The following is a 25,320-nucleotide window of genomic DNA, read 5'->3' on the forward strand; positions in this document are numbered from 1 at the left end:
TTAGCCATTATTTTTAATAACCGACTTTTCTATCAACTCAACCACCTGATACATAATCGTTGCAAAAAATGCAATGATAAGCAAGGACATGAGCACAAGGTTAAAATTAAACACTTGGAAGCCGTAGATAATTAAATAGCCAAGACCTTTAGAGGCAACTAAAAACTCACCAACAATAACCCCAACCCACGATAGTCCCACATTCACCTTCAAGGTTGAAATTATGGTCGGAAAGGATGCTGGTAAGATGACTTCTCGAAAGATTTGCCACCTAGTTGCACCGAATGTTTGTAGGACTTTACTGTAATTCGGATCAACACCTTTAAAGGCCGTATATACTACGATGGTCGTAATAATAATGGAAATTAAAGCCCCCATCGCAATGATGGAAAAATAACCCGGGCCTAGTGCAACAATAAGAATAGGTCCTAGCGCCACTTTTGGCATCGCATTTAAAATAACTAAATAAGGGTCGAGTACCTTCGATAGAAATGGTGACCACCACAATAGGATAGCTATGAGCGTCCCCAGTAAAGTCCCAGCAATAAAGCCAATAACCGTTTCCATTAATGTCACACCAACATGCAATGTTAAAGTTCCATCAATTACTTTTTCGATAAATGTATGCCAAACTTGTGTCGGTGAACTAAAAATTAAACGGTCAATCCATTCTAATCTAGAAAGCAGCTCCCAACCTCCAAAGAAAAGAAGCAGAATAATAAGCTGATATAGCCGTACAAAGCGTTTTTCTTTTTTCAGCATTTGCTGATATTGTTTAAATAATGTGTTATCCAAGGCTCTCCAGCTCCTTCCAAATGATTTGGAATACATCTGCATAGGTCGGATGCTGTCTTACCTCAAACGGTGACAATTCACGAAGTTCTTCAGGTATTTCAAACACTTTATGCAATGTCCCTGGATTGGCAGAAAATAAAAAGACACGCTCACTCATAGCTATTGCCTCTCCAATATCATGTGTCACAAGAATTGCTGTCTTTCTATAGGTCTTTAATGTTTCTACAACTAAATCCTCAAGCTTTAATTTTGATTGATAATCAAGAGCTGAAAATGGTTCATCTAACAATAAAATTTTAGGATTTACTGCTAAGGTGCGAGCAAGTGCCACACGTTGTCTCATACCCCCTGATAATTCTCGTGGATAATTGTTTCCCACATTTGGTAATCCTACTTCTTGCAAAAGAGCATTGGCCGTTACTTTATGCGTATTATTGCTTCGCTCCATAATTTTCAAACCAATAGTAACGTTTTCTTCAATCGTTTTCCACGGAAATAAATAGTCCTGCTGAAGCATATAGCCAATGCTTGATTGATTATATGCCGATAGTTCCTCACCATCTATATAGACCTTGCCTTCTGTTGCTGGAAACAAACCAGCGATTATTGATAATAACGTCGTTTTGCCACAGCCACTAGGCCCGATAAACGACACAAACTCTCCTTCACGAATGGCCAAGCTAATATCACGTAATACTTCCTTTGCCTGGGTGCTTGAAAAATAACTATGGTGAATATTCTCTAGCTGTAAAAATTCCATTACTCAGCAGCCTTTTTAGCAAAAGTTGTGTTCACAAGTTTTTCATACTCCACACGTTGAGGAAGTTCACCTGCTTCCTCCATTATTGTTTGCAAGTTATCCCACTCCCCCTCATCGAGGATTGGGTCTGTTGCATAAGAGCCTTGTGCTTTATAACGCTCGATTACTGTTTCAATAATCGCAACATCTACATTTTCAAAATAAGGTTGAATAATTTTTGCCACTTCAGCGGCACTCTCTTGCTGTACAAAATCCTGTGCTCGCTGCAAGGCATTTGTAAAGGCTTGAACTGTCTTCTTATCATCCTTTAAATAACTGCTTTTCGCCATAAAGGACGTATAAGGCAAATTACCAGACTCCGTGCCGAAAGATGCTACTATATAGCCTTTCCCCTCTTTTTCAAATACGCTAGCTGTTGGTTCAAATAGCTGCACATAATCACCAGTACCCGAGGCAAAAGCTGTAGCAATATTCGCAAAATCAATATTTTGTATAAGGGTTAAATCATTAACAGGGTCAATGCCATGCTTCTTCAACACGAATTCCCCTGCCATTTGCGGCATTCCCCCTTTACGCTGCCCTAAAAATGTAGAATCCTTCAATTGATCCCATGAAAAATTATTTATTTTTTCCCTTGCAACTAAAAAAGTACCGTCAGTTTGGGTTAACTGAGCAAAATTCTGAATGGGATCATTCGCCCCTTGTAATGTGACGTAAATGGAAGTTTCTGACCCGACTAAAGCAATATCAATACCATCTGACAGCAATGCCGTCATAGTTTTATCGCCACCAGCTATCGTTTGTAGCTCTACAGAAAGACCCTCATCCTTGAAGAATCCTTTTTCAAGCGCTACATATTGAGGTGCATAAAAAATCGAACGAGTTACTTCTCCAACTTTGACTTTTTCTAGCTCTGCTTTATTACATGCTGTCAAAGAAAGGAGTAACAAAGCAATGACACCTATTAGAAAACCTTTTGTAAGCCAACGCATTCCCTTTCCTCCTTGATGTGATGAAAATAAGCCTATCGACATTAACTTATTCACATCTGAAGAATTCGGTGCCAACCATTTTATATTGATTTTGTAATTGTGTAGCATTAGGTATGCAATAGGATTTTTTTGAAGAAGTTTTTAGTTATATAAAAAAAGCCTTAGCAACTACTGTGCTAAGGCTTTTTGATAAACGATTAAAGCTCTAAATACATAATACGTACTGCCTTTTATTGATTGGCAGCTTGTTGCTCTTCTCTTTTTTCACGCCATAATCTTGTTTTATAAACAATTAAAATTAAGGCGGCTACAATCAAGCCCTCAATCATTGGCAAGAATAGAGCGAAGAATGTTAGCATGATACAACCCAAAAAGAGGAACGCATAAATAATAATGTTTTGAGATAGTTTTAATTTCTTGGCAAAGCCAAGCTTATAGACAATGGCAGAAAGTGCAAATACAAGAAGAAATACAACATAGCCTGCAATTTCATAGCTTGGTAAATTTTCGTATAAAAATCTAGTTATACCCGCCATTCTTCCAAAAACTCTTGTTGTTTCCTCGGAACTTGTCTGTGCAGCAACTTGAATAACATTTAGTTCACCCAATAAAGCGGACTTAATATCCAAGACTCCTCTTCCTTTCATGTCAGCGAAAATTATTGTTCTGCGTTACGTAATTTTTTCGCTGCTTTCTCACGTTCATTTTTATCTAGAATTTTTTTACGCAGACGAATAGATTCTGGTGTAATTTCTAAATACTCATCATCACCTAAGTATTCAAGCGCTTCTTCTAAAGATAAAATACGTGGTTTTTTAATAACATTCGTTTGGTCTTTATTTGCTGAACGAATGTTTGTTTTTTGTTTCATTTTAGTGATGTTTACAGTGATATCAGCGTCACGAGTATTTTCTCCAACGATCATACCTTCGTAAATATCTGTACCTGGCTCCAAGAACAGTGTACCACGATCTTCAATTTGCATCATACCATAAGTTGTTGATTTACCAGTTTCCATAGAAACTAGCACACCTTGGTGACGTCCACCAATTTTACCTGGTAGTAATGGTTGGTAGCAATCAAACGTATGGTTGATAATACCAAAACCTTTTGTCATTGACATGAATTCAGTCGTATAACCGATCAAACCACGAGCCGGTACTAAGAACGTTAAACGAACTTGACCACTGCCGTTATTCACCATATCAAGCATTTCACCTTTACGTGTACCAATAGATTCAATAATTGAACCAACATTTTCTTCCGGTACATCGATTTGAACGCGCTCAAATGGTTCACATTTTACACCATCGATTTCACGCACGATTACTTGTGGTTTTGATACTTGTAATTCAAAACCTTCACGACGCATATTTTCGATAAGGATCGATAGGTGAAGCTCACCACGACCTGAAACTGTCCAAGCATCTGGAGAGTCAGTATCTTCAACTCGTAATGATACGTCCGTTTGTAATTGAGCACGTAAACGCTCTTCTACTTTACGAGATGTAACCCATTTCCCTTCACGACCTGCAAATGGAGAGTTGTTTACTAAGAATGTCATTTGTAAAGTTGGTTCATCGATACGTAATGGCGTAAGCGCTTCTTGGTGCTCAACAGGACAAACTGTTTCACCTACGTTGATATCTTCCATACCAGAAACGGCGATTAAATCACCAGCTTTTGCTGTCTCTACTTCTTCACGTTTTAAACCGAAGAAACCAAAGATCTTCGTTACACGGAAGTTTTTCACTGTACCATCTAATTTCATCAGTGCAACTTGTTGACCTACAGAAATTGTTCCACGGAATACGCGGCCAATTCCGATACGTCCAACGAAGTCATTATAGTCAAGTAAAGCTACTTGGAATTGTAATGGGTCTTCTGAGTTATCAACTGGTGCTGGGATAGATTCAATAACTTTTTCAAATAGACATTTCATATTTTCTTCTTGTTTAGATGGATCAGCGTCTAAAGAAGCTGTACCATTTACACCTGAAGCATAGACTACAGGGAAGTCTAATTGATCGTCATCTGCACCTAGCTCGATAAATAATTCAAGTACTTCATCTACTACTTCTAGTGGACGAGCTGAGTCTTTGTCTACTTTATTAACAACAACGATTGGTGTTAGACGTTGTTCTAATGCTTTTTTTAATACGAAACGTGTTTGAGGCATACAACCTTCATACGCATCGACAACTAGTAAAACGCCGTCTACCATTTTTAAAATACGTTCTACCTCACCACCAAAGTCAGCGTGTCCAGGCGTATCAAGGATGTTGATACGAGTTCCTTCATAGTTTACTGCTGTATTTTTAGCTAAAATCGTAATACCACGTTCGCGTTCAATATCATTAGAGTCCATTGCACGTTCTTCAACACGTTCGTTTGAACGGAATGTACCTGATTGTTTTAGTAATTGGTCGACTAAGGTAGTTTTACCATGGTCAACGTGGGCGATTATTGCGATATTGCGAAGATCTTGACGTAAGTTTGTCATTATTCCACTCCATATTCTTTTTTCGAATGTTTAACTGTGATATTATAGCACAAGAAGGATAGAAATGTCCTTATTAGAATTTCCATCATTCTAAAAAATATATTTGATCGATAAATTTTTTATATAGGAGGCTAGGCTATGAATCGTGCAAAATTCGTAATGGCTATTTATGCATTAGCAGCTGTTTTAGCAATGTGTTCAATTGGCTATTCAGTGGCGGCTAGTAGTGTACTTGGTGCAATAGCAGGTATTGTCGCTACTTGTGTCATTTTCATGACAGCCTTTAAAATGAAGCGTAAACTACGTATGCAAGGTTTACTTTAGTTAAAAAAAGGAGCTGTCTAGTAACTAGACGGCTCCTTTTTATTCATAAGGTACAATATATTTTTCCAATAATTCTCTATGAATGGAAGGATTAGCGATAATAAAAGTGTCTTGATGCAAGAAGTCAAAGCCCTCTCCATGCAAATTTGTGGCAATGGCCCCAACCTCTTGAGCAATAATGGTACCACCTGCTATATCCCACGGTGATAGGCGCATGGAAACGTAAGCATCCAACTTCCCACTAACAACAAATGCGATTTCCATACAAGCTGAGCCATAGGAACGCGTGCCCCTAACTTTGCGGACCATTTCAATGACCTTTTCATGATGAATATGTCGATTAGGTGCTACCCAATGTGCATTGATGCCGATGACTGATTCCTCCATCGTAACGGATTGAAGTTTCCGCAATGGAGAATCGTTATACCATGCGCCTTGGCCTTCAATCGCATAAAATAAATCTTCACGCATGACATCAAATATGTACCCTAACTTGCCTACCCCATTAATAAAAATACCTATTGAAATCATAAAGTGACGATGTTGTTTGACAAAATTCATTGTGCCATCTATTGGATCAATAATCCAAACTACACCATCTAATGACTCTACCTTTTCTCCCATTCCTTCTTCGCCTAAAATTTTGTGGGCTGGATTAAAAGCTTTAATTTGGTCGATAAAAAATAACTCAGTCTCTCGGTCAATATTTGTTACCAGGTCATTGGCACCTGATTTTGTCTCAATGACTAAATTATACGAGAAGGCTTTTCGAATACGCCTTCCAGCTTCAAAGATTATACTTTTCGCAAATTCATCTATTTGTTGTAAATCCAATTAAAACCCACCCTTCGAATATAAGAAAAAGCCTTTTCTTTCCTCACTCTTTATTCATTTAGTTTCATCTGTTCCATCTCTTTACAATGTCTTTATAGCGATATAAAACATGAATTTCGAGAATTACTGAAATTCATTTCGCTTAATATAGTATCTATTTTACCCTTTGTCACAATAAAAATCACCTGCTGTCGGAATATTCAGCAAGTGATTTTTTAAATGGGTATAAGATTTTGATTACGCATAGGCGTGCAAGCTTTCAAGTTCCATCTGGATTTCTCCAAGACGTTTTTTACTTTTTTCAATTTCAATTTCGTTTTTTTCATTCATCGCTGCAAACAGCGAAGCTAATTCATAATCTAATTCCAATTGTAAAATGTGTTCATATTGCTTTTCAATGTCAACTTTACGTATAATTTTTACGATTGGTTTCATAAAAACACTTCCTTTTTTAAATTTTTTTACAAAAACTTTTCTAATTCGATATAGTTCTTGTTATAAGATTTTTTCCCAAAATCAGCGTAAAATAAACCTTATAAAACGAAAGGAGTAAAATAAAATTGCCTAAAATAAAGTGGACAAACAAAGATTTTAATGTTTTTAAAATAGACGGTTTAGAACAAAGGATGAATGCATTAAACGATCATGTACGCCCAAAATTCCATCAGCTTGGTGATGATTTTGCCACCTATTTCTCAAGCCAGCTAGGTGAAGAATTCTTTCCTCATGTTGCCAAACACGCTCGAAGAACTGTCAACCCTCCACAAGATAGTTGGGTTGCCTTCGCCCCGTATAAAAGAGGTTATAAATCATTGCCTCACTTTCAGATTGGTCTATGGCACTCACATTTATTCATCGTCTTAGCTATTATTTATGAAGCTCCTCAAAAAAATGTAATGGCAGAACGTTTACTCGCTCATCCATCCTTATTTGAGCAGCTATCTGATGACTTTATTGTGTCTGGTGATCATATGTCCCCAGAGGCCATTTCACTTGAAGAGGCGAAAGAAGACAAGCTTAAGGAATTGCTCTTACGTCTGCGAGATGTAAAAAAAGGTGAGTTTTTAATTGGTCGCCATATTCCAAAAGACCAAGCAACAAAATTAACTGCCAGTGAATTCCACCAGTTAACGGAACAAACATTCAACAGCCTGCTACCTTTTTACAATGTCATCGTTGGGAAGGACCTAAAATAAGCTTTAACCTAATGTTATTTGTTGAAGTAGTGTATGCCAAATGTCGTTTTTTAACACCCTAAAATAAAAAGCGGATGTGAGTTTTTCTCACATCCGCTTTCTTATCGATTTTTTTTAGGGACTATTTTTATAATTGTACCATCTGCGGCTTCTTTTGTTTGTTTAACAACAGGATAGCTAATATAGCCACTCGCTTCTTCAAATTCACGAAAGATTGTTTTTTCCTCAGCCTGTGAAGGAACAATTTCCTTAAAGCGGCGATATTTAGCCATCATAACCTCACGCTTGATGCCCTTTTCATGAGCTTGTTCAATTCCTTCAAAAAATTGAACAACATCCACAATCTCCTCTGTAGACCAATCTGTTGAAAACGGATAAGAATATTCCATTCGACAAAACCACCTTTACATTATTGCCCCCATTTTAACCGGATACTTTCCGCTTCTGCAACCATTCGATTGATTAATTCCTCAACGGTTGGAATATCATGAATCATCCCTGTTACTTGTCCAGCCCAACCAAAGCCTTGCTTTTGTTCACCATCATAAATAAAACGCTTATTCGCTGAACCACTTATATATTCCTTTAACGCTTCATAGGTTGGCTCTTTTTTCTCAATATCTAAAATTTTTGCCGTAAACTCATTTCGTAAAGCACGAGCAGGTGCACCAATAGAACGTTTTATAATCGTTGTATCAGCCTCTGTGCTTGCTATTAGTGCCTCTTTATAAGCTGCAGAAGCATCAACACATTCTTTAGTTGCAATAAAGCGAGTACCCATTTCAATTCCTTCAGCTCCCAATGCATGGGCAGCCATCCAGCCTCGGCCATCGCCAATCCCCCCTGAAGCAATAACTGGGATTTTTACACTATCAACAACCTGTGGGACGAGCACCATCGTACCTACATCATCTCTTCCAAGATGTCCGCCACCCTCTTGTCCAACAACCATTACAGCATCTGCTCCAAGCTGCTCAGCTTTTTGTGCTTGTCTACGTGCAGCTACCAGTACCATTTTTTTTATATCTGTACCTGCTAATAAATCAAAAATGGGTGCAGGATTACCTCCAGTCATCGTCACAACAGGTACTTCTTCTTCCACTGCAACGAGAACCATTTCCTCATAGCCTGTACCATGCATACCAATAGCAAAGTTTACGCCAAAAGGCTTATCTGTTAATGTTCGTACTTTATGAATCTCTGCTCGCAATAAGTCAGGGCTTCGTAAACTCATTGCTGTTATTTGACCTAACCCTCCAGCATTCGACACTGCTGCAGCTAAATCAGCATAGGCTAAATACGCTAAACCACCTTGAATAATTGGGTATTTTACTTGTAAAAGCTCTGTCACCCGTGTATTCCAACTCATAATACCTCCCCTTTCATTCGGTATTAATTTCTCGATATCCTTAAAAAATCCTTTTATTTTTTATGAAAAGTCTATTTTTTCGTGTCGTTAGGTGCTATAATTCATTTGTTTTCTTAGATAATTAAAAGTGAGGTGGTACCTGCGTTGTCACAACTAGAGACTCCATTGTTCGACGTATTACTTAAACATCGGAACAGACATCCCATTCAGTTCCATATTCCAGGCCATAAGAAAGGGCAAGGGATGGACCCTGCTTTCCGAGAATTCGTCGGCGACAACGTTTTATCAATTGATTTAATTAATATTGCTCCACTAGACGATTTACATTCACCAAAGGGTGCTATTAAAGAAGCGCAAAATCTTGCAGCAGAAGCTTTTGGTGCTGATCATACATTCTTTTCCGTTCAAGGTACTAGTGGCGCCATCATGACGATGATTCTGACCGTCGTTGGTCCAGGCGATAAGATTCTAGTGCCACGGAATGTCCATAAATCTATTATGTCGGCGATCGTTTTCGCTGGTGCCATTCCTATTTTTATTCATCCTGAAGTCGATAGTGAATACGGGATTTCTCATGGCATATCCCCTGAAGCTGTCGAAAAAGCGTTAAATGCTTATCCTGATACAAAAGCTGTGCTAGTTATTAATCCAACTTATTATGGCTTCACAGCAGATTTAAAACGTATTGTCGAAATCACTCATAGCCGTGATATACCTGTAGTAGTAGATGAAGCCCATGGTGTACACATTAAATTCCATGATGACCTTCCTTATTCAGCAATGGAGGCAGGTGCTGATATGGCTGCTACAAGTGTTCATAAGCTTGGTGGTTCAATGACACAAACATCCATTTTGAATGTTCGAGAAGGACTCGTTTCAGCAAAACGTGTACAAGCTGTTTTTTCTATGCTAACAACGACATCAACATCCTATCCATTGCTCGCTTCCCTTGACACAGCTCGACGTCAATTAGCGATTCATGGATATGATTTAATTGACGATGCACTACGTTTAGCAAAGGATGCACGTAAACGAATTAACCAAATCCCACATTTAAAATGTGCAGGCAAGGAGAAATTACATTCATCTGCTACTTATGATATGGACCCTTTAAAGCTTCTTATAAGTGTCAAAGATTTGGGTATTTCTGGGCATCGAGCTGAGGAATGGTTACGTTATAATGCCAATATCGAAGTAGAATTGTCTGACCTTTATAATATTTTATGCTTAGTGACATTAGGAGATACGAAAAAAGAAATTAATCTTTTAGTAAATGCATTATCTCGTATGTCAAAAGCATTTGATTCGGAAGCTGCTATCACAGAGGCTGTAGTTAATGTCCCAGATATTCCAGCGCTTGCTATGTCACCCCGTGATGCTTTTTATGCTGATACTGAGGTAGTTCCACTTGCTGAAGCAGATAACTGTATTTGTGCAGAATTTATTATGGTATATCCTCCTGGAATTCCAATTTTTATTCCCGGGGAAATAATTACTCAAGAAAATATACTTTATATTCAAATGAATATTGAGGCGGGGTTACCAGTTCAAGGACCAGAGGATACAACATTAAAAACGATTCGTGTTATAAAAGAAAGAAAACCTATTATTTAATCTTAAAAGCTAGCTCTTCAAGGAGAGCTAGCTTTTTCATTATTTATAAAAAGCAGAGGTTGCGATCGCTAAAATCGGAAAGGCTAACCACCAAGAATGCCATAAAAAAGTCGCCAACTATTTTATTCAGTTCATCTAAGGAAATTTGAAACAGTTCACTTTACTTAATGAAATTATCTATATCAGGATAACCTTTTCCTAATTTCTATTTAGACACAACCTGCGGTGAAATCTGTCAGTACTCTGCCACTTCATCCTGAGTATAGTGATGTTGTTCCCTTAATTTCTGTAAACAATTTTCCAAATCACCCATAAAATTTACCTCCTAACTATTATTACATAATAGATCACAATTAACTTAGAAGCCAGAATTTATTATTAGCTTTTATAAGCTAAAAGTTAGAATAACGAATGCACATTATCTACAATATAGAAAAGGAGGAATGGATTCATGAATACATGGAATCGACGTTTTCTAGGATCCGAATACGTTTATGGTGAACAACCAAATGCCTTTATTAAAGATTATGTAAATTATTTAAAAGAATGCCCTAATATCGCAGCCTATGCAGAAGGTGAAGGACGCAATGCTGTTTTTTTAGCCTCAATGGGCCATACTGTCACTGCCTATGATTATGCACAAAGTGGTCTTACGAAAACAGAACAATTAGCACAGAAACATCATGTGTCAGTTCAAACTATGCTAACTGATCTACTACTGGATGACCTACCTGTGGAGAAATATGATGCGGCTATTATGATTTTTGGTCATTTTCAATTACAACAACAGCAGGCTGTCATCCAAAAGATTATCGATTCAGTCAAGCAAGGTGGGCGGATCATGATGGAATTATATTCTATTTATCAGCTCCCCTATGCGTCTGGTGGTCCACAGCAGCTCGATTTTTTATATGACCCCATTCATGTCCTGCAATGGTGTCAGTCTCACAAAATTATCCATTTTTTCACAGGAGAGCAAATACGCCATGAAGGGACGTTACACACTGGACTAGCCCATACTATTCAATTCATTATTGAGAAAAAATAAATGAGTTGTCTCAAACCATTTGAGACAACTCCTAAAATGAGAATTCTTTATAAAAATAAATACACAAATAATGGACAGAAAAAAGCCCCAATAATAGCCGTTAGGCCCATCGATAATGAACCAACTGATAATTCCTGTTCTCCATATTCCCTTAATTTCACAAGTCCTACACCATGAGAGGCACTCCCCACTGCGACCCCTCTACTAACCGCCGAGTCGATTTTGCCATATTTAATAACTAATGGGCCTATAATAGCCCCTACAAACCCTGCTATCATCACAAAAACAGCTGTTAATGGCGGGATACCACCGATTGTTTCGCTGACCTGCATCCCAACAGGCGTTGTTAGAGATTTAGGCAAGGCTGTCAGCATCCAGCTAGATTTTACACCAATCGATCTTAACAACAAAAAAATAGTTATTAATCCTGTCACCATGCCGATGATAAGTCCTGATAAAATAGAATATTTATATTTGATAATAATTGCCCGCTGATTATAAAGAGGATAGGCAAGTGCAACTACAGCTGGCCCAAGCATTTTCTGAAGCCATTCTCCACCTACCATATATGTAGCATAGGGGATTTTAAAAACTAGTAAAATCACTGCACTAACGACGGTAGTCGTAACTAAAGGAATCATAATAGGATGTGGATATCGCTGATAAAGCTTCGTAAATAATATGAACATAATAATAGTGCTCAGGACAACAATTGCTTCAATCAACCGTTAACTCACCCTTCCCTTCTTCAACAATAGATTCTGTTCCTTCTTTTTTCTTTAATTCTTTCTTCTCAATTATTTGCGTCAGTAAACCTGTGACATAAATAGAGATTAATGTACTAGCAATAACGGCTAGAATTATAAGCAAGCCAGTAATTGACATGAGTTCTGGGTAATCAATAACACCCACTGTTGCCGGTATGAAAAACAACGTTAAAACGCCAATTAAAAAACTTGCGCCATCTTGAATATATTCAACCTTAATGATTTTAAAAATGAGTGAAAGTACCAATAACAGTAATCCAATGACACTCCCTGGAAGCGGTATGTGTAAATAAGTAACAATCCCTACCCCCATATAATAAAAAATGGTCAGTATGCCAATTTGAAAAATGATTCGAGCAACTCGCAACAAAATTGTAGCAAAATTTTCGTTCAACATTTCGCCACTTTTCACCCCCTATATCGTTCATTCTACATCTGTAGGAATTTTCTGTCTATTGTAATTTTAGAAAAATAATAATCAGTTACAAAAAGACTAAAAATGATTCTAAGTTTTTACATATACAATTTTTAATCGATATTTAGGGTGAATTGTCACTAAGGACTATTCAAATAGCTTTTTTTACCAATGAAAAATCTCTATTCATCCCCTTTTCTTTAATCACTAGCTAGCAAATTCCAGAATTTTTATATATAATCTGAAATTACAAAAGATACTCATTTTTCAAACAATCATATAAGTCTCCAGAATACACAATAAGGTGGGATCTTCTATTATCTTTAAAACATTAAAACTTCAAACTCGCATTTCTTATTACAGCAGCTTTTTAATATTTCTTATTGTCACTTTAGCTGGTCTACTCTTCTACATAACAATTTCTGATGCACTGCAAACACAAATTGGTAATCGAGCGCTTTATTTGGCGGAAACAACTGCTAGTAGGGGCGACGTAATAGAAGCCTTTCACACCGACAACCCATCAGAAAGTCTGCAAAAAATTAGCAATGATATTATGGTTGCTGCAAAAGCTACTTATGTTGTAATCGGTGATAAAAATGGCATTCGCTACACCCACCCTCTCGCCGACCGTATTGGCAAATCCATGGTAGGTGATGATAATGACAAAGCATTGATCAACGGTGAATCTTATATTTCAATCGCCGATGGTTCAATGGGACAATCTATACGTGGGAAAGCGCCTATCTTTGATACGAATGGAGCGATTTTAGGCGTTGTGTCAATTGGCTATTTAACAAGTGAATTGGATAACTTATATTTTTTATACTTGGATAACATTTTTTATACAATCATTATTGCACTCACCATCGGTATTATTGGCTCTATTATTTTATCCCGTAATATTAAAAAGCAAATTTTTAATCTGGAGCCAAATGAAATTGCCAATCTATTAACAGAAAAAAATACTTTAATAGAATCAGTACGTGAAGCTATTATTACGATCAACGATAAAGGCAAAATTACAACATTAAACAATGCCGCCGCCAATATCTTAAATTTACCCGATTCTGCTTCGATTATTGGACATAATATTAAGCAACATATCCCAAATACACACCTACTAAATGTATTAATGAATGGTGAGAAACAGCTTGATAAATTAATGATTATCAACGGTGATGAAATTATCGTTAACCGTGTTCCTATGAGAGTGAATGGTAAAATTGTCGGTGCTGTAGCAAGTTTCCGGCTACAATCAGAAATTGAGCAAATGGCGATTGAATTATCACAAGTAAAACAATATACAGAAGCTTTACGTGCACAAACACATGAGTTTAATAATATCCTTTATACCATTTCTGGTCTTATTCAATTAAATGCATCCGATGAAGCTTTAACAATTATTCATAATGAGGTACAAGGACATTCATCGTTAACACAATTTATTACAAATCGTGTAAAAGACCCATTCTTAAATGGTTTAATTATCGGATTTTTTAATCGTGCTCGTGAATTAAAGATTCAACTAATATTTGATGAAGATAGTTATTTAGAAACCTTCCCTGAAAATATCGAAAAAGGCCTTATTATTTCGATTATGGGCAATTTACTAACCAATGCTTTTGAGGAGGTCGAAAGAAATAAGGAGCAACAGCCAATTGTAAGGCTTTTTATCTTTGATAATGGAGAGGAAATCATCTTTGAGGTCGAGGATTCTGGCAATGGCATAGCACAAGAAAAACTAGATGTATTATTTTCAGAAAATATCTCAACTAAAGATAGGAAGCATCGAGGCTATGGGTTAAAGAAAGTAATTTCTAGCATCCATGATTTAAACGGCACACTCGCTCTTGGGGAAGGCGATTTAGGAGGTGCCCTATTTATCATATCTATTAGTAAAAGGGGGACTATTAACAATGACTGATATTGAAGTGCTAGTAATTGAAGACGATGTACGTGTAGCAGACGTACATCGTCGTTTTTTAGAGAAAATTGAAGGATTTACAGTAATTGCGTGTGCAAATACTGGAGAAGAAGCTTTAGATTGGCTTCAATCATTTGCACCACAGCTAATATTACTCGATGTATTTTTACCAGATATACTTGGCGTAGATCTAATTGATAAAATCAAAAAAATTAGCCCAACCAGTAGCATTATTTTGATTACCGCAGCCACGGAGGCTCATATTGTACAAAAAGCGTATCGTAAAAATGTTACTGACTATATTTTAAAGCCATTTACATTCGATCAACTAAAAGAAAGTATAGAAAAATTCCGTTTCAAGCATCTACTCCTGCAAAATAATGAGAAATTTACACAAGAAAAAATTCAATGCCTTTGGCCCAAAACTGCTTCATCCATCCCAGAGGATACACAGCTACTATTACCAAAGGGCATTGATCTAACAACGATGAATCATGTCATCAACTATTTAAGCACAAGGAAAGATGGTAGTACAGCTGAACTGTTAGGAAAAAATATTGGTGTTAGTCGTTCCACTGCTCGCCGCTATTTAGAATTTTTAGTCACACAAAAGCAGGCCTATATCGAACTAACTTATGGCACAGTTGGTCGTCCTGAACGGCGATACTTTATTTTCTCATAAACTTTATGAACAAAATGACGTTAATCCACAATATCACCACAATATTTTCACAATTCTGATATAAGTTATAGTTATGATAGCGCTCGAATGATAGCGCTATCATTTTATTTTTAAGGGGGATTTTTATGTGGAGGAAGATTTCAAAAGTTATGATAGCTGGCTTACTATTTACTAGTTTAGTTGGCTGTTCATCATCAAATGGAGAAACAGCTGAAGGAAAAAAAGCAAATAATTATCCGAAAAGTAATATTACCATTGTTGCTCCATCAGGGGCGGGGGGTGGTTGGGATTTAACAGCTCGTGCAGTAGCAAAAACGATGAATGATACAGGTTTAATTAATAAATCCATTCAAGTTGAAAACAAGCCAGGCGGCGGTGGTGCTGCCTTTATGGCAACATTTGCTACAAAGGAAGCAAGCAATGATTATATGTTAATGGTTAAATCACCGCCAATTCTTATTAATCATGAAAAAGCTGAAGGAAATAGTAAATTTGGCTACAAGGACACTACACCCTTAGCACAATTAACGCGTGACTATGGTGCAATTGTTGTTAAGAAGGATTCTCCATTCCAAACGCTTGAAGATGTATTAAATGCTATAAAAGATTCGCCAAAAGATGTTACTTTAGCAGGTGGCTCTGCACCGGGCTCTATGGATCATCTAGTAGGAATTATTCCTGCCTATAAAGCTGGCTTAGACTTAAAAACAATTAAATACGTTTCTTACGATGGTGGTGGTGAAGCTGTAACCGCGTTACTAGGCGGCAACGCTGATGTCATTGCAACAGATGCTTCGACAATTGCTACTTATGTTAAATCAGGAGATGTGCGTGTATTAGCCGTAAGTTCCTCTGAACGTTTAGAAGGTGAGCTAGCAGAAGTTCCTACATTTAAAGAGGCTGGTATTGATGAAGAATTTACTATTTGGCGTGGTATTTTTGGTCCGAAAAATATGAGTGAAGATGCGGTTACCTACTGGTCTGAAAAATTACAAGCAATGGCTGAATCAGAAGAATGGCAAGCTGAGGTGTCACGTAATGGCTGGCAAGCTGAATACCGCAATGCTGAGGATTTTACAACTTACCTAGACAATCAGAATAAAATCATCGTAGAACTATTGACAGCTCTTGGTATGCAAAAGTAAAGAATAGCCTGTGTCGAAAAAGAGCACAAGTATTTCCATCCAATAAGATTTACTTGTGCAACCTTAAATTATTATCAACGGAGGTGTATAACGATTGAATTACACATTTGATAAAACATTTAGCATTATCCTCTTAGCTGTTAGCATTTTATTTATCTTTCAAGCAACGCAAATTTCTGATAGTGCTTATGGATCTACAGTCGGTCCTAAAATATTTCCACTAGGTTTAGGTATTATTTTAGGTTTATTAAGTCTTCAACTATTTTATGAATCATGGAAAAATGCTGTAAGGGAGAGAATTACAGGAGGACCAACTGCACCTTCTAAAACCTCATCTACTGAGCTCAAGAAATTTTTAATCATTTTTGTTAGTGCGATTGCCTATGTATTCTTCCTAGAAAAAATAGGCTATGTGATCACAACGTTTTTATTTTTATGTATTAGCTTCCAAACGATGGAACGAGCTAAGCTTATTTATTCCATTATTATTGCCGCTGGATTTTCATTGGGTGTCTATTATTTATTTACAAGTTTACTAGGAGGTTCATTGCCTAGTTTCCCAACTTTTTAATGTAAAGGAGTGAACATATGTCTACATTGCAATTTTTAGCTGATGGATTTGCTATTGCCCTTCAATGGCAAAATCTTTTATTCGCTCTTGTTGGTGTCATAATTGGAACAGCAGTTGGTGTCCTTCCTGGCATAGGTCCAATGAGCGGCGTTGCTTTATTAATCCCAGTAACCGCAACCATTACAGCGGGATTACCTACGGAGGCCGCCGCTACAAGCTCAATTATTTTACTTGCAGGGGTTTATTATGGAGCCATGTATGGTGGTTCTACCACTTCGATTTTATTAAATACACCTGGTGAATCCTCATCAGTTGTTACTACATTGGATGGCTACCAAATGGCTAAGCAAGGACGTGCTGGAAGTGCTCTTTCTATTGCAGCAATTGGTTCCTTTTGTGCTGGGGTTATAGCATTACTTGGTCTAATACTATTAGCGAATCCATTATCAAAATTAGCCCTTAAATTTGGACCAGCAGAATACTTTTCATTAATGTTACTAGGGCTTGCTGCAGTAAGTGGACTTGCAGGCCGCTCTATTACAAAAGCTTTAATTATGACTGCCTTAGGACTTATGCTCGGTACAGTTGGCATTGATGCTGTATCCGGAATCGAACGCTTTACATTTGGTCAACCTATGCTGTTCTCAGGTATTGAATTTTTAACAATTGCCGTTGGTTTATTTGCGTTAGGAGAAGTATTTAAAACGATACTTGAAAGAGATGAGGAAGATGGTCAATTAGCAAAAATTAATCGTGTATTACCAACAAAGCAGGATTTAAAAGAAAGCGCTATCCCTATCGCTCGCGGTTCACTACTAGGATTTTTCATTGGCGTTTTACCTGGCGCAGGCGCAACACTTGCCTCATTCTTTTCTTATATTACCGAAAAGAAATTCAGTAAAACACCTGAGAAGTTTGGAAAAGGCCATATTGCCGGTGTTGCTGGACCTGAATCAGCGAACAATGCTGCATCAGGAGGCGCAATGATTCCATTGCTAACATTAGGTATTCCTGGTTCTGGTACAACTGCTATTTTAATGGGTGCACTTATTATGTATAATATTCAGCCAGGTCCATTATTATTTGATGAGCATCCTCAAGTCGCTTGGGGATTAATTGCCAGTATGTTTATAGGAAACTTTATGTTATTAGCCTTAAACATGCCTCTCGTTCGTATTTTTGCAAAAATCATAGAAACTCCGAAAAAATATTTATTGCCCATTATTGTTGCGATTTCAATTTTTGGTGTGTATGCAGTACAATTCGCCACTTTTGATTTATTTTTATTATTAGCTTGTGGTGTGCTCGGTTATCTATTTGCTAAAAATGACTATCCAGTAGCACCTTTAGTACTAGCACTTGTCCTAGGACCGATGATTGAAAATAATATGCGCCGTGCATTAACTATTTCTAATGGTGATTTTTCTATTTTTATAGTAAAGCCTTTATCATTACTATTTTTAATAGCTGCTATTGCTTGGTTACTTATACCACTATTCATGAAAATGCGTGGTAAAAATGTTCTGATTAACGAAGAAGGATAATCCATAAAATCCACTACACATTCTATTAATGAAAGTATAGTGGATTTTTTCACTATAATGCGTGACCAGAACCACCATCAATATTCAATGAGGTCCCGGTAACATAGCTAGCTGCATCAGATACTAAAAACGTAATGACGTTAGCAGCTTCTTGTGTATCACCTACACGACCAAGTGGAATAGATTGTCCTACTTTACGAGAATAGTCTTCCCACGATAAACTAGGATCTTCCTTCTTCCATTTTTTTTCGATTTGATCACTGCGAATAAGCCCAATACATACAGAATTTACACGGATATTATCCTTACCTAAATCCTTACTCATCGCTTTTGTCAAGGCAAGTCCCGCAGCACGGCTAACAGTTGTAGGAAGCGAGCTTGCAGGGGGAGTCTTAGCCATCACCGCAGTCACATTAACGATTGCACCGCCACCAGCCTTACGCATATATGGCGCAGCATATTTTGAGCAATGAATAGCCCCAAATACCTTTAAATCTAAATCTGCTTGCCACAGCTCACTACTCACAGATTCAAAAGGATTTGCTGAAGCTGTCCCAGCATTATTAATGAGAATATCAACATGTCCAAAATGTTCAACTGTACGCTCAATTAGATTCTTACAATCTTTTTCTTTAGTAATATCCGTTGGAACAATTAAAACATCGATACCCGTTTCATTTTTAATACACCCAGCTGCCACCTGTAGCTGTTTTTCTCCACGTGCACAAAGGACAACCTGTGCACCCTCTTTTACAAGTTGCATGGCCGTATAATAGCCAATACCTTTACTCGATCCTGTTATAATTGCTACTTTCCCCTTTAAGCCTAGTTCCATTATATTCACCCCAAATATTTTCGAATATTCTTAACAATATATTTACTTTAACAAAATTATAGATAATATACAAAAAACGGCTACAAAGCATTTGCTTTATAGCCGTTTAAACGGTTTTACATTATTTTTTTGCTACAATGTGAATTGGGTTGCCAAGTAATACTTCAGCAGTTTCCATTGTAATTTCACCTAATGTTGGGTGAGCATGAATTGTTAATGCGATATCTTCAGCAGTCATTCCGCCTTCAATGGCTAAGCCCATTTCAGCGATCATATCAGATGCACCAGCACCTACGATTTGAGCACCGATTAATAAACCATCTTCTTTACGAGCAACAAGCTTCACGAAGCCTTCAGATTGGTTTAATGCAAGAGCACGACCATTTGCTGCGAATGGGAATTTCGCGGCAGTGTATTCGATACCTTCTGCTTTTGCCTGTTCTTCGTTGTAACCAACTGTCGCCATTTCTGGATCTGTGAAACATACAGCAGGTACAGCAAGATAGTCAACAACTGATTTTTCACCAGCAATTGCTTCAGCAGCAACTTTGCCTTCATAAGAAGCTTTATGTGCAAGCTGAGGTCCAGCAACGATATCACCGATTGCATAGATATTTGAAATATTTGTACGACATTGTTTATCTACATTGATTAGACCGCGTTCACCGAATTCAACGCCGATTTCAGCAAGGCCCATTTCATCAGTATTTGGACGACGACCTACAGTCACTAATACGTAATCAGCTTCAACTTTTTTCTCTTCTCCGCCAACTTCATAAGTTACTACTACGCCGTTTTCTGTTTCTTCAACGCCTTTTGCAGATGCGTTTACTTCGATTTCAACGCCTTTCTTTTTAAGGCCTTTTTTCACGATTTGAGTCATTTGTTTTTCGAAGCCAGCTAAAATATCTTTTCCGCCTTCAATAATTGTTACTTGTGAGCCAAGGTTTGCATATGCTGATCCTAACTCTGTACCAATGTAACCTCCACCGATTACCACTAATTTACCAGGAACTTCTTGTAAAGAAAGTGCACCAGTAGAATTTAGTACGCGCTCAGAGAATTTGAATGTAGGAATTTCAACTGGACGAGAACCTGTTGCAATAATGACATTGTTAAATGTGTAAGTTTGAGCAGATTCACCATTGATGATACGCACTGAATGAGCGTCAACGAAATAAGCTTCACCTTGTACAATTTCAACTTTGTTCCCTTTAAGTAAGCCTTCAACACCGCCAGTTAATTTTTTAACAACGCTGTCTTTAAATGCTTGTGCTTTTGAGAAGTCTAATTTCACATCAGAAGCGATGATTCCCATGTCATCTGAATGCTTAGCTTGCTCAAAACGGTGACCTACTGAAATTAATGCTTTTGATGGAATACAACCTACGTTTAAGCACACACCACCAAGTACATTTTTTTCAACGATTGTTACTTTTTGGCCAGTTTGAGCTGCACGAATTGCTGCTACATATCCTCCAGGACCTGAACCAATGACAAGAGTATCTGTTTCGATTGGGAAATCTCCTACTACCATTTTTGTTACGCCTCCATTAATAATAATTCTGGCTCACTTAACAAACGCTTCAAGTGATTTAAAGCATTTTGCGCAGTGGCTCCATCGATCATACGATGATCAAAGCTCAATGATAATGCTAACACAGGTGCGGCTACAATTTCACCATTTTTTATTACAGGTTTTTCTGAAATTCGACCAATACCTAGAATTGCTACTTCAGGATGATTAATTACTGGTGTAAACCATTGACCTCCCGCAGAGCCAATATTCGTAATAGACATAGATGCACCTTTCATTTCATGTGGTGCAAGTTTACCTTCACGGGCTTTAGTCGCTAAATCATTAATTTCATTTGACACTGCAAATACAGACTTGCGATCTGCATGCTTGATTACTGGGACAAGTAAACCTTTTTCAGTATCCGCTGCAATACCAATATTGTAGTAATGCTTTTGGATAATTTCTTGTGTTGCATCATCTAATGAGCGATTAAATTCTGGGAATTCGCGTAATGTTGAGATTAGTGCTTTCACTACATAAGGTAAGTATGTTAATTTAACACCTTTTTCAGCTGCGATATCTTTGAATTTTTTACGATGCGCTACAAGAGCTGTTACATCGACTTCATCCATTAGTGTAACATGTGGAGCTGTTTGTTTCGAGTGTACCATTGCTTTTGCAATCGCTTTTCGAATACCAGACATTTTCTCACGAGTTTCTGGGAATTCCCCTTCAAGAACAACTGGTGCTGTTGGAGTAGTTTCTTGTTGAACAGCTTCTTCAACTGTCACATCAGTTGCTGATTCTGTCTCAACAGTACCTCCACCATTTAAGAAGTTTGTAATATCCTCTTTCAAAATACGACCATTTTTGCCTGAACCTTTTACCTCATGGATGTTTACGTCGTTATCACGTGCAAATTTGCGAACAGAAGGCATCGCAATAACACGTTTTGTTTCATCAACAACTGTCTCGGCTTTTTCAGGAGCTTTCTCTGGTGCTTTCTCCTCTTTAGCAGGAGCTTTCTCTACGTTCTGACCAGATTCAGCAGTTGCTTGAACTTGTGCTTCTGTTTTCTCTTCAGCATGACTATCACCTTTTAGCTTTAAATCTTCATAGCCAGGTGCATCCAAACGGATTAAAACATCGCCTACAACGGCAACTGTTCCTTCTCCTACTAAAACTTCCTCTACTGTTCCTTCAACTGGTGAAGGAATTTCTACTACTGCTTTATCATTTTGTACTTCACAAAGAATATCGTCTTCTTTTACTGTATCTCCAGCCTTGACGAACCATTTCACGATTTCGCCTTCGTGAATTCCCTCGCCAATATCCGGTAATCTGAATTCAAATGCCATGTGTACCCATCCTTTCTATTTACTGATGTTCAAGTTTAGAAGCTTCATTAGAATGTTAAAACTTTTTTCGCTGTTTCCATTACATCTTTGTAGTTTGGTAACCAAACACCTTCAGCTTGTGGGAATGGGTACACAGTATCTGGTGCAGCCACACGAAGAACAGGCGCTTCTAAGCTTAGAATTGCGCGCTCAGTAATTTCTGCTACTACATTTGCCGCGATACCTGCTTGTTTTTGTGCTTCTTGTACAACGATTGCACGACCTGTTTTTTCTACAGACGCAATAATTGTTTCGATATCAATTGGTTGAATTGTACGTAAATCAATTACTTCAACAGAGTGGCCTTCTTTTTCAAGTTCTTCTGCAGCCTTTAAGCTTTCATGAACCATTAAACCGTAAGCAACAATTGTTAAATCTTTACCTTCACGTTTTACATCCGCTTTTCCTAGTGGAATTTCGTAAGCTTCTTCTGGTACTTCTTCACGGAATGAACGGTAAAGTTTTAAATGTTCTAAGAAAATAACTGGGTTGTCATTACGAATAGATGAAATAAGTAAACCTTTTGCATCGTAAGGTGTTGAAGGTACAACTACCGTTAAACCTGGTTGTGCAGTCATTAAGCTTTCTAAGCTATCTGAGTGCATCTCAGGAGTATGCACTCCACCACCAAATGGTGAACGAATTGTTACTGGTGCGTTATATACGCCGCCACTACGGTAGCTCATACGCGCTAACTGACCACTAATTGAATCCATTACTTCATAAACGAAGCCGAAGAACTGAATTTCAGGAACTGGACGGAATCCTTGTAGAGAAAGACCGACTGCTAAGCCACCAATACCTGATTCTGCTAACGGCGTATCAAAAACGCGGTCAACTCCGAATTCTTTTTGTAGGCCTTCTGTCGCGCGGAATACCCCACCGTTGACACCTACATCTTCCCCGAATACAAGAACGTTTTCATCATTCTTTAATTCTGTGCGAAGTGCATCTGTAATTGCTTGAATCATCGTCATTTGTGCCATAGGTTATTTCGACTCCTTCTCTTTATAGATTTCATACTGTTCTTTTAAATTAGATGGCATTTCGCCTTTATACATGTTTTCCATTAACTCTGTTACTTTTTGTTTTGGAGCAGCATCAGCTTTTTTAATGGCTTCTTTAATCTCTTCTTTTGCGCGCTCAATAACTGCTTCTTCCTTCTTCTCATCCCATAGACCTTTAGCTTCTAAGTATTTACGGAAGCGTACAAGTGGGTCTTTTTGAGCCCATTCATTATCTGTATCAGAAGTACGGTAACGCGTTGGGTCATCCCCAGCCATTGTATGTGGGCCATAACGATAACACATTGTTTCAATTAACGTTGGACCCTCACCATTAATAGCACGCTCACGTGCATCACGAGTTGCAACGTATACTGCAAGCGCATCCATTCCATCTACTAAAATACTTGGTAAACCTGCAGCCACACCTTTTTGAGCAATTGTTTTTGCAGCAGTTTGGAGTTCACGTGGTGTTGAAATTGCATATTGGTTATTTTGGACAATGAAGATTGCTGGAGATTTAAATGCACCTGCAAAGTTAATACCTTCATAGAAATCCCCTTGCGATGAACCACCATCACCTGTATATGTTACGGCAACAGCCTTTTTCCCACGCTTTTGAATACCTAGTGCAACACCAGCTGCTTGAATATATTGAGCACCGATAATAATTTGAGGTGCTAAAACATTTACACCCTCAGGAACCTGGTTCCCCATGAAATGACCACGAGAGAATAAAAACGCTTTATCTAAAGGTAAGCCATGCCACACGATTTGTGGAACATCGCGATATCCTGGTAAAATCCAATCCTCTTGTTCTAATGCAAAGTGTGAAGCAAGCTGAGAAGCTTCCTGACCTGCCGTTGGTGCATAGAAACCTAAACGGCCTTGACGGTTCAGTGAGATTGAACGTTGGTCTAAAATACGTGTGTAAACCATACGTGTCATTAGTTCAACTAATTCTTCATCCGATAATTTAGGATCTGCCTCATTATTTATAATTTCGCCTTCTTCATTCAAAATTTGAAACATTTCAAACTTATCTTCGATTTCAGTTAGCGTTTGTTTAGCATCAAAAATATTATTGTTTTTCTTGCTCATTTGTCACATCTCCCTTTCAGCTGTATTAAAATAAATCACCTTTTTGACTAGTACAACTTATTCTTGACACTCAGTATACTGAATAAAATACTGTCGGTCAATCATATATTACGGCTATAAACAAAGATTTTTTCTAGAATAACATTTAATTATCTCTGTCCTATACTGTATTACTAATAACGAAATCCTGTATTAGAACACCATATTTACACCTTGTAATTCTTAAGTTTTTCAACAGGTTTTCCAATAGTAGAATACCCCATTCTAGAAAATCTAATAGCATTCGAAAAATTTTTTGAGTATATTCAAATAAGGTCTTTTTTCATGTGATTGTTTTTAGACGTGATGTATACTAATTAATAGAGCACTACAAAGATGAAAGGAAGATTACTATATGATTTTAATGGATGATATTATCCGCGAAGGTCATCCGACTTTACGCACGAAAGCTGAGGAAGTTAAATTCCCTTTATCTGATGAAACAAGGCAGCTCGCCGAGGATATGCTGCAGTACTTAATCAATAGCCAAGACCCAGAAATGGCAGAAAAATATAATTTACGCAGCGGCATAGGCTTAGCTGCCAATCAAGTAAATAGTCTACAGCGTATGTTTGCACTTCATTTGCAAGATGATGCTGGTGAACAATTAAGCTTCGTAGCCATAAACCCCAAAATAGTCAGCCATTCAGTTGAAAATACATACCTTTCTGCTGGAGAAGGTTGTCTTTCAGTTGATCGTAATGTTCCTGGATACGTCCCACGCCATGCACGCATTACAGTAAAATTTAAAACTATAGATGGGGAAGAGAAGAAAATGCGCCTTAAAGGATTGCCTGCCATCGCCTTTCAGCATGAATTAGATCATTTGAACGGTGTCATGTTTTATGACCGTATTAATGAGAAAAATCCATTTGCTGAAATTCCAGATTCAATTCCTTATGAACGTGATTAAAAGCAAATCAACAAAACAAACCTCAG

The 25,320-nt window shown here is 37.7% G+C and carries 26 protein-coding genes; 10 read left to right on the forward strand and 16 right to left on the reverse strand.

Annotation, left to right across the window (positions count from 1 at the left end; genetic code table 11):
- From ACOZBY_RS02985 to typA, 5 genes are all read right to left on the reverse strand, one after another.
- A complete protein-coding gene (locus tag ACOZBY_RS02985; protein WP_012293116.1) occupies nt 1-795 on the reverse strand; it encodes an ABC transporter permease in 795 nt (264 codons plus the stop codon).
- Entirely contained in the window at nt 788-1,555 is a 768-nt protein-coding gene (locus tag ACOZBY_RS02990) for an ABC transporter ATP-binding protein (RefSeq protein WP_012293115.1), read from the reverse strand. The genes ACOZBY_RS02985 and ACOZBY_RS02990 overlap by 8 nt, the downstream gene beginning before the upstream one ends.
- Nucleotides 1,555-2,547, reverse strand: a complete 993-nt coding sequence (locus tag ACOZBY_RS02995; RefSeq protein WP_031418889.1) for an ABC transporter substrate-binding protein — start codon at nt 2,545-2,547, stop codon at nt 1,555-1,557. The genes ACOZBY_RS02990 and ACOZBY_RS02995 overlap by 1 nt, the downstream gene beginning before the upstream one ends.
- 230 nt (nt 2,548-2,777) lie before the next feature.
- The gene (locus ACOZBY_RS03000) at nt 2,778-3,176 is read right to left on the reverse strand and encodes a YlaH-like family protein (RefSeq protein ID WP_031418888.1); all 399 of its coding nucleotides are present in this window, start codon (nt 3,174-3,176) and stop codon (nt 2,778-2,780) included.
- Between the two features lie 29 nt (nt 3,177-3,205).
- Nucleotides 3,206-5,050 (reverse strand): translational GTPase TypA, encoded by a 1,845-nt coding sequence (typA, locus tag ACOZBY_RS03005; RefSeq protein ID WP_008173982.1) that lies wholly within the window; start codon nt 5,048-5,050, stop codon nt 3,206-3,208.
- Between the two features lie 138 nt (nt 5,051-5,188).
- On the opposite strand from typA, the gene ACOZBY_RS03010 reads away from it, so the two are divergent.
- A complete protein-coding gene (locus ACOZBY_RS03010) occupies nt 5,189-5,374 on the forward strand; it encodes a DUF5325 family protein (RefSeq protein ID WP_012293112.1) in 186 nt (61 codons plus the stop codon).
- Nucleotides 5,375-5,413: 39 nt separating this feature from the next.
- Here the strand turns inward: ACOZBY_RS03010 and ACOZBY_RS03015 are convergent, their stop codons facing one another.
- Both ACOZBY_RS03015 and ACOZBY_RS03020 read right to left on the reverse strand, forming a co-directional pair.
- Nucleotides 5,414-6,208: an inositol monophosphatase family protein gene (locus ACOZBY_RS03015; protein ID WP_012293111.1), complete on the reverse strand. Its 795-nt coding sequence runs from the start codon at nt 6,206-6,208 to the stop codon at nt 5,414-5,416.
- 237 nt (nt 6,209-6,445) lie between these two features.
- Nucleotides 6,446-6,643, reverse strand: coding sequence for a hypothetical protein (locus tag ACOZBY_RS03020; protein ID WP_012293110.1), 198 nt, complete (start codon nt 6,641-6,643; stop codon nt 6,446-6,448).
- Nucleotides 6,644-6,768: 125 nt separating this feature from the next.
- Here ACOZBY_RS03020 and ACOZBY_RS03025 point away from each other — a divergent pair, with 125 nt between their 5' ends.
- The gene (locus tag ACOZBY_RS03025) at nt 6,769-7,404 is read left to right on the forward strand and encodes a YktB family protein (protein WP_031418885.1); all 636 of its coding nucleotides are present in this window, start codon (nt 6,769-6,771) and stop codon (nt 7,402-7,404) included.
- A 101-nt stretch (nt 7,405-7,505) separates the two neighbouring features.
- Here the strand turns inward: ACOZBY_RS03025 and ACOZBY_RS03030 are convergent, their stop codons facing one another.
- Nucleotides 7,506-7,793 carry a UPF0223 family protein gene (locus tag ACOZBY_RS03030; RefSeq protein WP_012293108.1) on the reverse strand — a complete coding sequence of 96 codons (288 nt, stop codon included), beginning with the start codon at nt 7,791-7,793 and terminating at the stop codon, nt 7,506-7,508.
- A 20-nt stretch (nt 7,794-7,813) separates the two neighbouring features.
- Nucleotides 7,814-8,773 (reverse strand): NAD(P)H-dependent flavin oxidoreductase, encoded by a 960-nt coding sequence (locus ACOZBY_RS03035; RefSeq protein WP_031418882.1) that lies wholly within the window; start codon nt 8,771-8,773, stop codon nt 7,814-7,816.
- Nucleotides 8,774-8,917: 144 nt separating this feature from the next.
- Between ACOZBY_RS03035 and ACOZBY_RS03040 the strand changes: the two genes are divergently transcribed.
- The gene (locus tag ACOZBY_RS03040) at nt 8,918-10,387 is read left to right on the forward strand and encodes an aminotransferase class I/II-fold pyridoxal phosphate-dependent enzyme (protein ID WP_031418880.1); all 1,470 of its coding nucleotides are present in this window, start codon (nt 8,918-8,920) and stop codon (nt 10,385-10,387) included.
- A 451-nt stretch (nt 10,388-10,838) separates the two neighbouring features.
- Nucleotides 10,839-11,435, forward strand: coding sequence for a class I SAM-dependent methyltransferase (locus ACOZBY_RS03045; protein ID WP_031418878.1), 597 nt, complete (start codon nt 10,839-10,841; stop codon nt 11,433-11,435).
- A 47-nt stretch (nt 11,436-11,482) separates the two neighbouring features.
- Here ACOZBY_RS03045 and ACOZBY_RS03050 read toward each other — a convergent pair whose 3' ends face one another.
- Both ACOZBY_RS03050 and ACOZBY_RS03055 read right to left on the reverse strand, forming a co-directional pair.
- Entirely contained in the window at nt 11,483-12,160 is a 678-nt protein-coding gene (locus tag ACOZBY_RS03050; protein WP_012293104.1) for an LrgB family protein, read from the reverse strand.
- Nucleotides 12,153-12,599 carry a CidA/LrgA family protein gene (locus tag ACOZBY_RS03055; protein WP_031418876.1) on the reverse strand — a complete coding sequence of 149 codons (447 nt, stop codon included), beginning with the start codon at nt 12,597-12,599 and terminating at the stop codon, nt 12,153-12,155. The genes ACOZBY_RS03050 and ACOZBY_RS03055 overlap by 8 nt, the downstream gene beginning before the upstream one ends.
- A gap of 322 nt (nt 12,600-12,921) precedes the next feature.
- Here ACOZBY_RS03055 and ACOZBY_RS03060 point away from each other — a divergent pair, with 322 nt between their 5' ends.
- The 5 genes from ACOZBY_RS03060 (at nt 12,922) to ACOZBY_RS03080 (ending at nt 18,486) form a co-directional block, all read left to right on the forward strand.
- On the forward strand, nt 12,922-14,544 hold the full coding sequence (locus ACOZBY_RS03060) for an ATP-binding protein (RefSeq protein ID WP_230586121.1): 1,623 nt from the start codon (nt 12,922-12,924) through the stop codon (nt 14,542-14,544).
- A complete protein-coding gene (locus ACOZBY_RS03065) occupies nt 14,537-15,226 on the forward strand; it encodes a response regulator (protein ID WP_031418872.1) in 690 nt (229 codons plus the stop codon). The genes ACOZBY_RS03060 and ACOZBY_RS03065 overlap by 8 nt, the downstream gene beginning before the upstream one ends.
- A gap of 125 nt (nt 15,227-15,351) precedes the next feature.
- Nucleotides 15,352-16,371, forward strand: coding sequence for a tripartite tricarboxylate transporter substrate binding protein (locus ACOZBY_RS03070; RefSeq protein WP_031418871.1), 1,020 nt, complete (start codon nt 15,352-15,354; stop codon nt 16,369-16,371).
- 94 nt (nt 16,372-16,465) lie between these two features.
- Entirely contained in the window at nt 16,466-16,942 is a 477-nt protein-coding gene (locus ACOZBY_RS03075) for a tripartite tricarboxylate transporter TctB family protein (RefSeq protein ID WP_012293099.1), read from the forward strand.
- Between the two features lie 17 nt (nt 16,943-16,959).
- The gene (locus tag ACOZBY_RS03080; RefSeq protein WP_012293098.1) at nt 16,960-18,486 is read left to right on the forward strand and encodes a tripartite tricarboxylate transporter permease; all 1,527 of its coding nucleotides are present in this window, start codon (nt 16,960-16,962) and stop codon (nt 18,484-18,486) included.
- 52 nt (nt 18,487-18,538) lie between these two features.
- Here ACOZBY_RS03080 and ACOZBY_RS03085 read toward each other — a convergent pair whose 3' ends face one another.
- From ACOZBY_RS03085 to pdhA, 5 genes are all read right to left on the reverse strand, one after another.
- The gene (locus tag ACOZBY_RS03085) at nt 18,539-19,321 is read right to left on the reverse strand and encodes an SDR family NAD(P)-dependent oxidoreductase (RefSeq protein WP_012293097.1); all 783 of its coding nucleotides are present in this window, start codon (nt 19,319-19,321) and stop codon (nt 18,539-18,541) included.
- 121 nt (nt 19,322-19,442) lie between these two features.
- The gene (gene lpdA, locus ACOZBY_RS03090; protein ID WP_012293096.1) at nt 19,443-20,858 is read right to left on the reverse strand and encodes a dihydrolipoyl dehydrogenase; all 1,416 of its coding nucleotides are present in this window, start codon (nt 20,856-20,858) and stop codon (nt 19,443-19,445) included.
- 5 nt (nt 20,859-20,863) lie between these two features.
- The gene (locus ACOZBY_RS03095; RefSeq protein WP_422761466.1) at nt 20,864-22,198 is read right to left on the reverse strand and encodes a dihydrolipoamide acetyltransferase family protein; all 1,335 of its coding nucleotides are present in this window, start codon (nt 22,196-22,198) and stop codon (nt 20,864-20,866) included.
- 47 nt (nt 22,199-22,245) lie between these two features.
- On the reverse strand, nt 22,246-23,223 hold the full coding sequence (locus ACOZBY_RS03100) for an alpha-ketoacid dehydrogenase subunit beta (protein ID WP_012293094.1): 978 nt from the start codon (nt 23,221-23,223) through the stop codon (nt 22,246-22,248).
- A 3-nt stretch (nt 23,224-23,226) separates the two neighbouring features.
- On the reverse strand, nt 23,227-24,342 hold the full coding sequence (gene pdhA, locus ACOZBY_RS03105) for a pyruvate dehydrogenase (acetyl-transferring) E1 component subunit alpha (RefSeq protein ID WP_012293093.1): 1,116 nt from the start codon (nt 24,340-24,342) through the stop codon (nt 23,227-23,229).
- A 394-nt stretch (nt 24,343-24,736) separates the two neighbouring features.
- On the opposite strand from pdhA, the gene def reads away from it, so the two are divergent.
- Nucleotides 24,737-25,294, forward strand: a complete 558-nt coding sequence (def, locus tag ACOZBY_RS03110) for a peptide deformylase (RefSeq protein WP_012293092.1) — start codon at nt 24,737-24,739, stop codon at nt 25,292-25,294.
- The last annotated feature ends 26 nt before the right edge of the window (nt 25,295-25,320 follow it).

It is taken from the genome of Lysinibacillus sp. NPDC056220 (assembly GCF_049315265.1).
Taxonomy (GTDB): Bacteria; Bacillota; Bacilli; order Bacillales_A; family Planococcaceae; genus Lysinibacillus; species Lysinibacillus pinottii.

Coding starts and splice junctions, on each gene's coding strand:
- ACOZBY_RS02990 (WP_012293115.1), bottom strand. CDS start 1,555: ATGGAATTTTTACAGCTAGAGAATATTCACCATAGTTATTTTTCAAGC.
- ACOZBY_RS02995 (WP_031418889.1), bottom strand. CDS start 2,547: ATGCGTTGGCTTACAAAAGGTTTTCTAATAGGTGTCATTGCTTTGTTA.
- typA (WP_008173982.1), bottom strand. CDS start 5,050: ATGACAAACTTACGTCAAGATCTTCGCAATATCGCAATAATCGCCCAC.
- ACOZBY_RS03010 (WP_012293112.1), top strand. CDS start 5,189: ATGAATCGTGCAAAATTCGTAATGGCTATTTATGCATTAGCAGCTGTT.
- ACOZBY_RS03020 (WP_012293110.1), bottom strand. CDS start 6,643: ATGAAACCAATCGTAAAAATTATACGTAAAGTTGACATTGAAAAGCAA.
- ACOZBY_RS03030 (WP_012293108.1), bottom strand. CDS start 7,793: ATGGAATATTCTTATCCGTTTTCAACAGATTGGTCTACAGAGGAGATT.
- ACOZBY_RS03035 (WP_031418882.1), bottom strand. CDS start 8,773: ATGAGTTGGAATACACGGGTGACAGAGCTTTTACAAGTAAAATACCCA.
- ACOZBY_RS03045 (WP_031418878.1), top strand. CDS start 10,839: ATGAATACATGGAATCGACGTTTTCTAGGATCCGAATACGTTTATGGT.
- ACOZBY_RS03055 (WP_031418876.1), bottom strand. CDS start 12,599: ATGTTGAACGAAAATTTTGCTACAATTTTGTTGCGAGTTGCTCGAATC.
- ACOZBY_RS03065 (WP_031418872.1), top strand. CDS start 14,537: ATGACTGATATTGAAGTGCTAGTAATTGAAGACGATGTACGTGTAGCA.
- ACOZBY_RS03070 (WP_031418871.1), top strand. CDS start 15,352: ATGTGGAGGAAGATTTCAAAAGTTATGATAGCTGGCTTACTATTTACT.
- ACOZBY_RS03080 (WP_012293098.1), top strand. CDS start 16,960: ATGTCTACATTGCAATTTTTAGCTGATGGATTTGCTATTGCCCTTCAA.
- ACOZBY_RS03085 (WP_012293097.1), bottom strand. CDS start 19,321: ATGGAACTAGGCTTAAAGGGGAAAGTAGCAATTATAACAGGATCGAGT.
- lpdA (WP_012293096.1), bottom strand. CDS start 20,858: ATGGTAGTAGGAGATTTCCCAATCGAAACAGATACTCTTGTCATTGGT.
- ACOZBY_RS03095 (WP_422761466.1), bottom strand. CDS start 22,198: ATGGCATTTGAATTCAGATTACCGGATATTGGCGAGGGAATTCACGAA.
- ACOZBY_RS03100 (WP_012293094.1), bottom strand. CDS start 23,223: ATGGCACAAATGACGATGATTCAAGCAATTACAGATGCACTTCGCACA.
- pdhA (WP_012293093.1), bottom strand. CDS start 24,342: ATGAGCAAGAAAAACAATAATATTTTTGATGCTAAACAAACGCTAACT.
- def (WP_012293092.1), top strand. CDS start 24,737: ATGATTTTAATGGATGATATTATCCGCGAAGGTCATCCGACTTTACGC.